Consider the following 12,973-nt stretch of genomic DNA (forward strand, 5'->3'; position numbering starts at 1 on the left):
CTGTTCAGTTGAGTCCGAGCACCGGGTCAGGCGCCCCGGTCGTAGCCTCCCCAGCCCTCGCCCAGGAGGCGCCGCTGGCCGAAGCCGGTGGCGGTCCGCGGGATGGCGTAGAGCAGCCCCGCGCTGGTGCGGCCGACCAGGTCGCCGCGCCCGTCGCCGTTGAGGTCGCTGACGTCGGTGAGCCAGGTGTAGCCGGACGGCCGGGTGGGCGTCTTCAGCGTGACGGCGTACGCCGTGCCGACCTTCGCGGTGCCCTTGCCGGGCCAGACCTGCCAGCCGGTGCTGCCCGCCCGGCGACCGAGCAGGTCGGGGCGGCCGTCGCGGTTGACGTCGCCCGTCACCAGCAGGCCGGTGGCGCCGGCGAACCCCGACCCGATCACCTGCCCGGTGGCGAACCGGCCGCGGCCGTCGCCCCGCCGGAGCTGGAGGTTGCCGGTCTGGGAGGAGACCGTGAGCAGGTCGCCGTGCCCGTCGCCGTCCCAGTCGCCGGCGTTGAGCACGACGGCGGAGTTGCGCAGCCCGACGTTCGTGACCACGGGCAAGCCGAGGTCGCGGGTGCCGCGGTTGGCGAAGGTCACCAGCGCGCCGCCCTTGCGACCGACCAGGTCGGGACCGGTGCGGCTGACCAGGCGCTCGACGCCGACCAGCGAGGTGACGCCGCGGAACCGCTTGAACGGGCCGATCCGGGCCCCGAAGGTGCCGTTGCCGCGGCCGGGGACGACGTAGGCCCGGTGGCTCCTGCGCTCCCTGACGAACAGGTCGGCGCGCCCGTCGCCGGTGAAGTCGCCGTAGCCGGTGACCGTGTCGTAGCCGGCCCACGAGCCCGGCACCGCGGCCCGGGCGCCCAGCTTGGGACCGGGCAGGCCGCGGTGCAGCCAGAGCCGGCCGGACTTGTCGAGGCCCAGCACGTCGACGCGGCCGTCCCCGGTGACGTCGCCGGTCGCGACGATGCTGCGGTAGCGGTTCCAGCGGCTGCCGAGCGGCTTGCGGACGAAGCCACCCCTGCCGTTGCCGAGGAACGCGCGGAGCTTCCCGGAGCGCGGGTCGCGGGCCACCAGGTCGGCGACTCCTCGGCCGTCGAGGTTGCCCACGGCCGTCACCAGGTCGTGCCCCGCCAGGTTGCGCGCCGGCGGCCGGGCGCTGCCGAACCTGCCGCCGCCGCGACCGGGCCGCACCTTGTGGGTGCCGGTCTGGTCGATGACCACCACGTCGGCGACGCGGTCGCCGGTGAGGTCGGCCGAGGGAATGACCTTGCGCGCGCCGGCCCAGCCGGTGCGGCTCACCTGGCCGCTGCGGAACGCGCTCTCACCGCCGGTCGGCACGATGACCGCCTTCTGGTCCGAGGCGCGGCGCAGCACGATGTCGGGGTGGGCCGAGCCCACGAGGTCCGAGCTCCAGGTGCGGCCCGTGAACGACACGGTCGGCGTCCCGGGCGTGCTCGGCGTCGACGGCGGCGTCGGCACCGGCGTGCCGTTCTGGGCGCCGTCGGCCAGCGACCGGATGGTCGGGAGCTTGGCGTAGAGGTAGCGGCCCGGGCACGCCGTGGAGCCGGCGTCGCGGTGGCCCATGATCGCGTGGGAGAAGGTCTTGCTGCCGATCTTGACGTTGCGGGCGCCGGCGGCGACGTTGTGCAGCGCCAGCTTCCAGGCCATCAGGGCGCCGTAGGCCTGCACCATCGCGGTGGGCGGCTGGGCGACGTCGAAGTTGCCGATCGCCGACATCGCGAACGCGTAGTCGTTGTAGCCGAGCGTGTGCGCCCCGACCACGGCCTTGGTCACGCCGCCGTAGCGGCCCTCCCAGATCCGGCCGAAGCGGTCGACGAGGAAGTTGTAGCCGACGTCGCTCCAGCCCCGGGACTTCACGTGGTAGGCGTAGATGGAGCGGATGATGCCGGGCACCTGCTCGGCGGTGTAGTCGTTGGCGTTGACGGTGTGGTGGACGAAGCCACCCTTGATCGTGCCGTAGTGGAGCGCCCGGCCGTCGCGCAGCTTCTCGTTGGCGCCCCACTGGGCGCGGGAGTAGATGCGCGGCTGGGGGGCGGTCAGCGACCGCTGCAGCGCGACCGCGTCGTCGCCCGCGCGGGCGGCGCTGCCGACCGGGGCCTTGCCGGCACCGTCGGCGGTGCCGTCGGTCTCGTCGCCCGCGGTCGGCGCGCCGGTGTCGATCGCCGGCTCCTCCTCCTGCGAGGCGGCCGCCTCGCCCGGGTCGACCACCGCGAGCCGCAGGTCGTCGGGCACCTCGCCGCTCGGGGTCGAGACCGCGACCTGCACGTCGTCGACCTCGCCGACGAGCAGCTCGTCGGTGCCGGGCCGCGCGTGCCGGGCCTCGGCACTGTCGGGGTCGGGCCCGTGGTCGTCGTGGTACTCCATCTCCTGCCACTGCGACCAGCGGCCGCCGTCCCGGGTGCGCACCCGGAAGGTGGCGTCGTGGTCGTCGAGCTCGACGCCCGGCGCCCAGGTCACGCCGACGGCGCCGTAGCCGGTCACGGCCTGGGGGCGGGAGGTGATCTCGGTGCGGCCCGCGCGGGCCACCTTCTTGGCCACCGAGCGCTCGGGGGCGACCGCACGCTTCCCGGCGGCGCCGGACAGGGCGCCGGAGGCGGCGTCGGCGGGCGTGAGCGCGAACTCCTGCACGGTGGGCTCCACCGGCTGCTCGGGCACCAGCACGGGCGTGAGCGCCGCGGCGGCGTACGACGAGAGCCCGGCGGTGGCGGGGGTCTGCTGCTGCGGGCGCACCACGTCGAGCGAGACGACGTTGGCGGCCGGCGTGAGCGCGGCGACCACGACACCGAGGACCAGCAGCTGCTGGCACAGGGTGACGTAGCGGCTGATTCGCGGGGGCATCCGGCTACTCCATGTGGTGTGGGGGAAGGTCACACGAGTAGCAACTTTCACACGCGTCACAGGCGCTGTGAAGAGGATCTGAGTAACTACAAACCTGTAATTTCCAGTCGACACGCCGACGAGATCGAGATTTGTCAACCGGCTCCGGGCGTGCGGCAGCGCCCGGTCGGCCCGGCCCGGACCGTGTGCCGCACGACGGGCAGGAGCGGAACGCGAGGGGGCGCGGTCAGATGTCCGCGCCGAGCTCCTCGTCGGGGTTCTGCTCCTCGTCGCTGTCGTACTTGACGTACTTGATGCCCGCGTCGACGGCGCCGTCGAAGCCGACCCGGCCCTTCTCGAGCACGATCACCCGGTCGCACATCTTGCGCACCGAGCCGGCGGCGTGGCTGACGTAGAAGAGCGTGCGCCCGCTCTTGCGGATCTCCTCCATCCGGGCCATGCACTTCTTCTTGAACGGCTGGTCGCCGACGGCCAGCACCTCGTCGGCCAGGAAGATGTCGCAGTCGACGTGCACGGCGACCGCGAAGCCGAGCCGGGCGAACATCCCGGAGGAGTAGTTGCCGACCGGGCTGTCGAGGAACTCCCCCACGTCGGCGAACTCGACGATGTCGTCGAACTTGCGCCGGGTCTCCTGCTCCCCCATGCCGAGGACCGCGGCGTTGAGGTAGATGTTGTCGCGACCGGTGAGCTGGGGGTGGAAGCCGGCGCCGGTGGCGATCAGGCCGGAGATCCGGCCGCGGGTCAGCACCTGGCCGCTGTCGGGGCGCATCACGCCCTGCACGAGCTTGAGCAGCGTGGACTTGCCGGAGCCGTTGAGGCCCATCAGGCCGATCGACTCGCCCTGCGAGACGCTGAACGACACGTCGTCGAGCGCCTTGAACCGCTTGTTGGTCTCGCGGCCCTGGAGCTTGGCCACCGTCAGCTGCTTGAACGTGCGCTGGTAGCGCAGGCTGAACGACTTGGTGACGTTCTCGACCACGATCGAGGTGTCGGCGGGATGGCTCACGTCAGCCGCTCCGGGATCTTGTTCTCCAGCCGGGTGAAGACCAGCTGCGCCACCACGAGGAGCGCCGCCGACACCCCCAGCGCGACCATGCCGTGCATCAGCAGGCCGTCGGGCATGTGGTCGACGATCATCTCCTCGCGCGACACGTCCCGCGAGGTGCCGACCCAGAAGGCCCGCTGGAAGAGCAGCACCGCGTCGGCGATGGGGTTGAGCAGGTAGTAGTCGGCGAAGCGTCCGAACCGCTCCTCGACCATCGTGAAGGGGTAGATCATCGGCACGCCGAACCGCACGTACATGGTCAGGATGCCGACGAAGCTGCCGAAGTCGCGGAAGAAGACGTTGGCCACGCTGAACATCAGCGCCAGCGCCGTGCCGAGCAGCATGATCACCGCGATCGCCAGCAGCGCGTACATCATGCCGACGGCGTCGGGGGTCCACCCCGAGACGACGGCGGCGATCACCAGGATCACGACCTGCGGCAGCACGTGGAACAGCGAGACCAGCATGCTCGCCACCGGGAACATCTCCCGTGGCATCGCCATCTTCCGCACCAGCGCCTTGTTGCGCATGATCGAGCGGGTGCCGGCCGCGAAGGTCTCGGTGAAGAAGTGCACGACGATGATCGCCGAGAACATGTGCAGCGGGAAGTTGGGGATGTCCTCGTGGAGGTTGAACAGCACCCCCATCACGAAGTAGTAGACCGCGAACTGGCTCAGCGGGTTGATGTAGGACCACAGCATCCCGAGGAACGACCCGGAGTAGCGCGCGGTGATCTCGCGCCGGACCAGGAGCTTGAGCAGGTAGCGGCGCCGGAAGACCTCGACCAGGCCCTGGTCGTGGGAGGCGGGCAGCAGCGGTGCGTCGACGACGCGCACCGGCTGCGCCTCAGTCATCCCCGCCGGTGGTCCAGGGCCGGAACGTCTCGTCCCAGGCCTCGGGGCTGGTGATCGCCGGCAGCTGGGCGCGGTACTCCGCGGCCAGCCGCGGCCACTCCCGCCGCAGCCGGTCGTGGATCTCCAGGGTGCGGCGCAGCAGGTCGCGGTAGCGGTCGGGGTCGCGCTTGTAGAGCGCGGCCGAGGTGCCGTCGTTCATCGAGACGATGGCGGAGTCGTAGCGCGAGAGGCGGTACCACTTGGCGTCCATGGCGGCGATCTCGGCCTCGGGGAACTCCCGCGACATCCGGCGCACCGGCGTGAGGTGGCGGATCGGCGCCAGGCCGGCGGTGATCAGCTGGCTGAGCCGGCCGGGCACCTCGGTGCCGTCCTTGCCCTTCTTGGGGGGCTTCTCGCGACGCACCGGCGGGAAGACGTCCGGGTCCTTCTGCAGCTGCGCGTCGGGGAACGCCTTGACGAACTCGCGGATCTCGGCGAGCCGCCCGGGCAGCGCCGCGTGCAGGCCCTGCGGCCCGGCCAGCACGTCCTCGAGGGCCTGGTGGCGGATCTCGACCGTCGAGTACTGCATCGCCACGAGGTGGGAGATCTGGTGGTTGAGGCTCTCGCGCAGCAGCCGGCCGCCCCGGGGGTACGGCGAGTGGAGCAGCGCCGCGACCAGACGGTTGCGGTGGTGGAAGTAGGCCTGCCAGTCGAGGGCGTCGTTCTTGTCGGTCCACGGCACGTGCCACACGGCGGCACCGGGGAACGTCACCGTGGGGTAGCCCGCCTGCTTGGCGCGCAGGCCGTACTCGGCGTCGTCCCACTTGATGAACAGCGGCAGCGAGAGCCCGATCTCCTCCATCACCACGCGCGGGATGAGGCACATGAACCAGCCGTTGAAGTCGACGTCGGCCCGCTTGTGCAGCCAGCGCGCCGAGCGGATGTTGCGGGCGGCGAGGTCCCAGTCGCTGTAGCCGTCGAGGCGGGTCTGCCACCAGAAGCGCCACGGCTGGACGATCTCGCCGAAGCTGTGCAGTCGCGACTTGGAGTAGAGGCTGAACATGTGGCCGCCCACGATCGTGGGACGGCGGGCGAGGTCGCCGAAGGTGACCGCCCGGATGATGCCCTCGGGCTCGCAGACGACGTCGTCGTCCATCATCATCGCGTAGGTCGCGGTGCCCTTGCGCACCGACTCGAGCTGGCCGCGGGCGTAGCCGCCCGAGCCGCCGAGGTTGCCCTGCTCGATGATCCGCAGCCGGTCGCCGAGCGCGGCCTGCGCCTTCGGCAGCTCCGGGGAGTCGACGACCTTCTGGGTGCCCTGCTCCATGACCAGCACCTCGTCGAGGTACGGCGCGAGGTCGGGGTCGGAGCCGATCTGGCCGAGCAGCTTGGCGCAGAAGTCGGGCCGGTTCATCGTGGTGATCGCGATGTCGACGGTGCCGTGCTCGGCGCGGTCCTCCGGGACCTCGGCGGTCCACTCGGCCGACTCGACGACCGCGTCGTCGTCGCCCGCCACGACGTCGTACCAGTACCAACCGCCGTCGACGAACGGCACCAGCGAGAGCTCGAAGGTGAAGGTGCCCTCGCCGCGCTCGTCGGTGGTCGCGGAGTCGACCCGCTGGGAGCGGCCGTTGGCCATCGACTTGTAGACGATCACGTTGGCGCCGTGGCCGCGCATCCGCACGGTCAGGGTGACCCGGTCGACGACCGTCCACCGGCGCCAGTAGCTGGCCGGGAAGCCGTTGAAGTAGGTGCCGAACGAGAGCCGCTCGCCCGAGCGCACCCGCAGCGCCGTGCGCGACTCGATCTGGTCGGGGTGGATCGTGCGCCCGGTCGAGGTCGACTGGCGGATCGCGGCGTTGTTGAGGTCCTTGGCCGCCCGGTTGCCGCCGACCTCGTAGCGGTCGGCGTCGAGGCGGGCCTCCTCGGGGTCGACGTAGAGCGCGAGGACGTCGAAGTCCTTGTCGAGCGGCAGCACCTGCCGCTGCAGCAGCCGCTGCCGGGTGGGCCCGCCGCTGGTGGTGACCGTCATCCGTCCACTCCTCCGCTGGTCAGCGGCACCCCGTCGGCGAAGTGCGGCCTCAGCTTGTTCTCGAACATCGACAGTGCCGACCCGATGGCCATGTGCATGTCGAGGTACTTGTAGGTGCCGAGGCGGCCGCCGAAGAGCACCTTCGGCTCCTTCTTGGCCAGCTCGCGGTAGCGCAGCAGCTTGGCGCGGTCCTCGGCGGTGTTGATCGGGTAGTAGGGCTCGTCGCCCTCCTCGGCGAACCGGGAGTACTCGTGGACCACGATCGACTTGCCCGGCAGGTAGGTGCGCTCGGGGTGGAGGTGCTTGAACTCCAGGATCCGGGTGTAGGGCACGTCGGCGTCGTTGTAGTTGACCACGCCGGTGCCCTGGAAGTCGTCGACGTCGACGGTCTCGCGCTCGAGGTCGACGGTGCGCCACGACAGCCGCCCCTCGGAGTTGCCGAAGTACTCGTCGACCGGCCCGGTGTAGACGATCGGGACCGTGCCCTTGTACTGGTCGGCCACGTCGAAGAAGTCGGTGTCGGTGCGCACCTCGATGTTGGGGTGCTCGGCCATCCGGGTCAGCCAGGCGGTGTAGCCGTCGGTGGGCAGGCCCTCGTAGGTGTCGTTGAAGTAGCGGTTGTCGAAGGTGTAGCGCACCGGGAGCCGGGTGATGATGTCGGCGCTCAGCTCGGTGGGGTCGGTCTGCCACTGCTTGGCGGTGTAGCCCTTCACGAACGCCTCGTAGAGCGGCCGCCCGATCAGGCTGATCGCCTTCTCCTCGAGGTTCGTGGCGTCCTCGGTGGCGATCTCGCTGGCCTGCTCGGCGATCAGCGCCCGGGCCTCGTCGGGGGTGTGGCTGCGGCCGAAGAACTGGTTGATCAGGGCCAGGTTCATCGGGAACGAGTAGACCTGCCCCTGGTACTTCGCGAAGACCCGGTGCTGGTAGTTCGTGAACGTCGTGAACCGGTTGACGTAGTCCCACACCTTCTTGTTCGACGTGTGGAACAGGTGCGTGCCGTAGACGTGGACCTCGATGCCGGTCTCGGGGTCGATCTCGCTGTAGGCGTTGCCGCCGAGGTGGGGGCGCCGCTCGAGGACCAGGACCTTGAGTCCCAGCTCGGCGGCGCACCGCTCGGCGATGGTGAGTCCGAAGAAGCCGGAGCCGACGACGAGCAGGTCAGGGGTAGCAGACACGATGGGTCAGTCTACGGAAGCGCCGGGCACCGAGCGCATTCCCCGCGCGTGGCGCATGGCCCGGATCACGTTCCGCGCCTCGGCCCGTCCGCCGCGCCACGGGCTGAGCAGCACCACCGCGGCGGTGACCAGCCACGGCTTGAGCCGCACGAGCGGGTTCTCGCCGTACCTGAGGTGCACGGCGAACAGGTTGCGGTACATGTAGTAGCCCTTCCAGCCGGCCAGGTCGTGCTGCTGGTCGAAGTCGAGCTGGCGCACCAGCACCGCGTCGCGCACCGCCCAGATCCGGAACCCGGCCCGCCGGGCCCGGATGGCGTAGTCGACGTCGTCGTAGAAGATGAAGTACGACGCGTCGGGCAGCCCGACCCGCTCGACCACCCGCCGGCGCACCATGAAGCCCTCGAAGGCGACGTTCTCGAGCTCGACCCGCTCGGGCATCGCCTCCCGGCTGCCCCACTCGGTCTCGACCATGCCGGTCTTGGGGCGCACGGCCAGCGGGTTGCGCAGGTCGAACCGGGTGGCGGCCTTCTCGACCAGCCGGCCCGCCCGGTCCTCGCGCACCGCCATCAGGCAGTCCTCGTCGGTGGCCAGCAGCACCCCGAGGCAGTCGGGGGCGGGCACCACGTCGTCGTCCATCAGCCAGAGCCGGTCCCAGCCCTCGTCGTAGGCGGTGCGCACGCCGAGCCGGAAGCCGCCGGCGCCGCCGAGGTTCTCCTCCGAGCGCACCACCCGCAGGCCCGGCACGGTCGCCTCGGCCAGCACCTGCGGGGTGTGGTCGGTGCTGGCGTTGTCGACGACCACGACCGCCTCGGGAGCGGGGTCGAGGGCGGCCAGGCCGCGGAGCATGCCCTGGAGGAGGTCGGCCCGGTTGTGGGTGACCACCACGACGGCGACGGTCTCGCTCACCGCAGGAACCTCCGGTGGCCGGTGAAGTCGCCGCGCACGCCGGCCCACATCGCCCGCGCGCTCAGCCAGAGCCGGGCCGGGCTGGGCCGGGTGAACGCGTAGAACCAGGCGGTCTTGGCCACGAACGCCAGCGCGTGCGGCCAGCCGTGGTAGTCGCGGAGGTTGACCAGGTTGTTGCGGGCCATGCAGTAGTGCTTGAGGTCGCTGGGACTGTGGTTGTACGTCGCCCGGCCGCGCAGCATCGGCGAGCCGAGGGCGTCGGTCGCCGGGTGGGCCACGAGCGCGCCGGTGTGGGTCGCCACCCGGGCGCCGGCCCGGCGGGCCCGCCACAGGTACTCCACGTCGTCGCCCCAGATGAAGAACTCCGCGCGCGGCAGCCCGATCCGCTCCACGAGGTCGCGGGTGACCAGCACGCCGTTGAACGGGATCACCACGTCGCCGACGTACGGCGGGTCGTCGACCGCCGCGGTCACCTCGGCCACGGTGCGCAGCACGGTCGCGGTGCCGGGCCGCCGGATCGGGAACACCAGCCGCCCGGGGTCGTCGTCGGCGACCACCAGCGGCCCCCAGAACTCCAGGTCGCGCCGGTCGGCGAGCAGTCGCGACAGGCAGTCGGGCTCGGGCAGCCCGTCGTCGTCCATCAGCCAGACCAGGTCGGCCCCGCGCTCGACGGCCCAGCGCAGGCCCTCGTGGAAGCCGCCGGCGCCGCCGACGTTCTCCGGCAGGGTGCGCGCCTCGATGCGGTCCTGGGCGGCCAGCCACGCCCCCGTGCCGTCGGTGGAGGCGTTGTCGACGACCAGCACCTCGGCCAGCTCCGGCACCTCGCGCAACCGCTCGACCAGCCCGGTCAGCAGGCCGAGCCGGTTGAACGTGACCACGACCGCCGCGATGCGGGGGGTCTCGGGCGGCGGGGTCACGGCCTCCACCCTAGGAGGGGCCGGGCAGCGCTCAGAACCCGGCGCTCAGAACCCGGCGCTCAGAACCCGGCGCTCAGAACAGGGTGTCCTGCACGTAGGCCGGCTGCAGCCGCGGCAGCGGCTCGACCCGGCGCGCCGGAGCCGGGCGCCAGTGGGGCTCGACCGAGACCGGTGCCCGAGGCCGCTCCGGCTCGGCCAGGGTGAGCGCCCGCAGCGCCGCGGGCACGAACAGGTCGTGGCGGCCGTAGACGGCCCGCACCACCTCGTCGGGCAGCGGCAGGGTGCCGGTGCCGGCCGCGGGATCGAGGCCCAGCTCGGCGGTGCGGTGCATGGTCATCACCTGACGGTTGAGCTCCCAGCGCTCCCGGGCCTCCGGGGTGGTCAGTGCCCGGGTGCGGGCCGGGCCGATGGCCTCGCGGCACCGCTTCCCTCCGTCGGCGGCGTCGGCGAACGCCGCCTCGGCGGTGCCGAGCGCGGCCAGCAGCCGCACCGCGGTCTTGGCCCCGAAGCCCGGCACCCCGGGGAGGTTGTCGGACGCGTCGCCGCGCAGCGCGGCCAGGTCGAGGTACTGCTCGGGGCGGACGCCGGTGACCAGCTCGAGCCGGGCGGGGTCGAGCAGCGGCGAGGCGTCGACGCCGCCGTTGAGGATCCGCAGCACCCGGGTGTGCTCGTCGACGAGCGCGAACGCGTCGCGGTCGGAGGTGGCCAGCACGGTCCGGGCGCCCAGGGCCGGCGCCTGCGCGGCGACGCTGGCGAGCACGTCGTCGGCCTCGAGGCCGGGCGGCACCACGACGACGACGCCCAGCTCCCGCAGCACCTCGACCGCCAGCGCCAGCTGGCTCAGCAGGGTGTCCGGCTTGGGCTGGCGGTGCGCCTTGTAGGTGGGCCACTGCTCACGCCGGAGGCTGGTGGCGGGGTCGTCGAAGCCGACCACCACCACGTCGGCGCAGACCCGGTCGACGGCGGCCACCAGCTGGGAGAGCAGGCCGCGCACCGCCCACGCCGGCCGGCCGTCGCGGGTGCGGAACCCGCTGGCCGCCGACGCGTGGAAGGCGCGGTGGAGCAGCGAGTTGCCGTCGACGGCGAGGACGGTGGTGGTCATCGCGCACCACCCTAGGCGGGGCCGCCCCCACCCGGTCGGCGGCGGGCCCGGCCGCCCGTGCAGGACCGGTCAGCAGGCGGAGGCGAGGTCCTCGGCGTGGTTGGCGGCGTACCCCTCGTCGCGCGAGCCCAGCGAGCCCCCGGTGACCACGGTGTCCGGGCGGGGCTTGCCGGCCTTCCTCGGTGCCGGGGCCTCGCCCTCGGCCTTGGCGATCGCCTCGGCGACGGTGCGGCGCATCAGCCGGACGTCGGGGTCGGCGGTGTCGATGAGCGGCGGCACGAGCGAGACCGAGGCGATCCGCTGGGCCTTGGCCTTGAGCGCGAGGGACATGAACCGGTCGAGCTCGCTGGCCGGCAGGTTGGTGGAGATCATCGCCGAGCTCGCCTCGGCGATCTCCTTGAAGTTGCGCAGCGCGACCTGGGGGCTGACCTGGTCGAGCATCGCGCTCATCACGCACTTCTGGCGGGCCATCCGCGAGTAGTCGTCGGAGCCCTCGCGCGCCCGGGCGAACCAGAGGGTCTCGGCGCCGTCGAGCTTGCGGCGGCCCGGCTCGATGTAGCCGGTCACGTCGGACCCGAGGCCGCCCACCGGGATCGGTTGGCGCACGGTGAGGGTGACCCCGCCGACGGCGTCGACGAGGTCCTCGAAGCCGCGCAGGTTGACCATCGCCCAGTAGCTGATGTCGAGCTTGGTGATCCCCTCGACCGCCATCACCGTGGCGTCCACGCCGGGGTTGTCGGAGCCGGGGAACAGCTCGGCGTTGTCCTGCGCCCAGGTGCTGACGCCGTTGAGGTAGCACCCGTCGCAGTCGAAGCCGTCGGGGAACTGCTCGGCCATCACGCTCCCCCGCCGGAAGGGGAAGTCCTCGAGGTTGCGCGGCAGGCCGATCAGCACCGTGCGGCCGGTGCGCGCGTCGATGCTCGCGACCGTGAGCGAGTCGGGGCGCAGCCCCCACCGGTCGGCCCCGGAGTCGCCGCCGAGGAGCAGCACGTTGTAGCGGCCGTCGGCGGAGTCGCTGACGTCGGTGGCGCCGAAGGTCGCCTGGATGAAGGTGCGCTGGACGCCGACCAGGTGGGCGCCGAAGAGCAGCACGCTGGCGACGGTGAGGCACAGCACGCCGTTCACGCCCACGATCGCGCGTCGGTGGCCCAGGGCCAGGCTCAGCGGCTGGCCGAGCCGCCAGGCGTCCATGAACAGCACCGCCCAGCCGATCGCCAGCCCGATCAGGACCAGCCGGACGGCCTGCAGCAGCGTGGTGTCGGAGGCCATCGCGAACACCGAGTCGCGGCTGACCAGGGCCACCAGCACGCCCACGAGCAGCAGCCCCACCAGCACGAACCAGGTGCGGATCGCGATCCGCCCGACGCGGGGGTTGCCGGCAGCGACCTGCGCCGACCCGGGCAGGACGAGGGTCATGAGCATGAGCGCGAGCGCCCGCCGGAACCGGATCCGGGCGGCCCGGTCCTGGGGGTTGCTGCGCGAGCCGTGGTGGGTCACTGGTTCGACTCCGTGCTGAGGGAAGAGGGGGAAGACTCAGCCCGCCCAGTATCACCAGTCACAGGCGTCACAGGCCGGACGACGCGCCGGTCAGCCCCCGGAGCGGCTCTGCTCGATCTCGGCGCGGCTCGCCAGGCGGTGGGTTCGCCGGATCTCGGCCTCGTGCTGGCGGCGCACCTCGTGGGGGCTCTCGGGCTGGAGGCCGGGGATCGGCCGGGCCCGGCCGTCGGGGTCGACCGCCACGAACACGAAGTACGCCGAAGCGACGTGCTTGGGCGGCGCCGACGGGTCGTCCCACGGCTGGGCCTCGACCCGGCAGCCGATCTCCATCGAGGAGCGCCCGGCCCAGTTGACCTGGGCGAAGGTGCGCACGATGTCGCCGACGTGCACCGGCTCGAGGAAGGCCATCTCGTCGAGCGCCGCGGTGACCGCGGGGCCCCCGCTGTGGCGCTGGGCCACGGCGCCGGCGGTGGAGTCGGCGAGCTTGACGATCTCACCGCCGTGGATGTTGCCCAGCAGGTTGGCCTCGCTGCGCGACATCACCACGCCGAGCGACACCCGCCCGTACGACGGCGGCAGCGTGCCGAGGTCCTCGTCGGCTCCGGTCATGCCGTGCACGGTAG

Annotated in this window: 10 protein-coding genes; all 10 read right to left on the bottom strand. The window is 72.2% G+C overall.

Features of this window, described 5'->3' with window-relative positions; all coding sequences use genetic code 11:
• Positions 1 to 26 precede the first annotated feature (26 nt).
• Positions 27 to 2,843 carry an FG-GAP-like repeat-containing protein gene (locus tag JT721_RS02035; RefSeq protein ID WP_205471211.1) on the bottom strand — a complete coding sequence of 939 codons (2,817 nt, stop codon included), beginning with the start codon at positions 2,841 to 2,843 and terminating at the stop codon, positions 27 to 29.
• Positions 2,844 to 3,069: 226 nt separating this feature from the next.
• The gene (locus JT721_RS02040; RefSeq protein ID WP_205471212.1) at positions 3,070 to 3,849 is read right to left on the bottom strand and encodes an ABC transporter ATP-binding protein; all 780 of its coding nucleotides are present in this window, start codon (positions 3,847 to 3,849) and stop codon (positions 3,070 to 3,072) included.
• Positions 3,846 to 4,742, bottom strand: a complete 897-nt coding sequence (locus JT721_RS02045; RefSeq protein ID WP_205471213.1) for an ABC transporter permease — start codon at positions 4,740 to 4,742, stop codon at positions 3,846 to 3,848. The genes JT721_RS02040 and JT721_RS02045 overlap by 4 nt, the downstream gene beginning before the upstream one ends.
• Positions 4,735 to 6,753 carry a glycosyltransferase gene (locus tag JT721_RS02050; RefSeq protein WP_205471214.1) on the bottom strand — a complete coding sequence of 673 codons (2,019 nt, stop codon included), beginning with the start codon at positions 6,751 to 6,753 and terminating at the stop codon, positions 4,735 to 4,737. Before JT721_RS02050 ends, JT721_RS02045 begins: the two co-directional genes overlap by 8 nt.
• Positions 6,750 to 7,928: a UDP-galactopyranose mutase gene (glf, locus tag JT721_RS02055; RefSeq protein ID WP_374220854.1), complete on the bottom strand. Its 1,179-nt coding sequence runs from the start codon at positions 7,926 to 7,928 to the stop codon at positions 6,750 to 6,752. Before glf ends, JT721_RS02050 begins: the two co-directional genes overlap by 4 nt.
• Positions 7,929 to 7,934: 6 nt before the next feature.
• The gene (locus tag JT721_RS02060) at positions 7,935 to 8,834 is read right to left on the bottom strand and encodes a glycosyltransferase (protein ID WP_205471215.1); all 900 of its coding nucleotides are present in this window, start codon (positions 8,832 to 8,834) and stop codon (positions 7,935 to 7,937) included.
• The gene (locus JT721_RS02065) at positions 8,831 to 9,751 is read right to left on the bottom strand and encodes a glycosyltransferase family 2 protein (protein ID WP_205471216.1); all 921 of its coding nucleotides are present in this window, start codon (positions 9,749 to 9,751) and stop codon (positions 8,831 to 8,833) included. Before JT721_RS02065 ends, JT721_RS02060 begins: the two co-directional genes overlap by 4 nt.
• A gap of 73 nt (positions 9,752 to 9,824) precedes the next feature.
• Positions 9,825 to 10,853: a 5'-3' exonuclease H3TH domain-containing protein gene (locus tag JT721_RS02070; protein WP_205471217.1), complete on the bottom strand. Its 1,029-nt coding sequence runs from the start codon at positions 10,851 to 10,853 to the stop codon at positions 9,825 to 9,827.
• Positions 10,854 to 10,922: 69 nt separating this feature from the next.
• On the bottom strand, positions 10,923 to 12,350 hold the full coding sequence (locus JT721_RS02075) for an LCP family protein (RefSeq protein ID WP_307827841.1): 1,428 nt from the start codon (positions 12,348 to 12,350) through the stop codon (positions 10,923 to 10,925).
• Positions 12,351 to 12,440: 90 nt separating this feature from the next.
• Entirely contained in the window at positions 12,441 to 12,959 is a 519-nt protein-coding gene (locus JT721_RS02080; protein WP_205471218.1) for an acyl-CoA thioesterase, read from the bottom strand.
• Positions 12,960 to 12,973 lie beyond the last annotated feature (14 nt).

Source organism: Nocardioides sp. SYSU D00038, from assembly GCF_016924665.1.
Lineage (GTDB): Bacteria > Actinomycetota > Actinomycetes > Propionibacteriales > Nocardioidaceae > Nocardioides.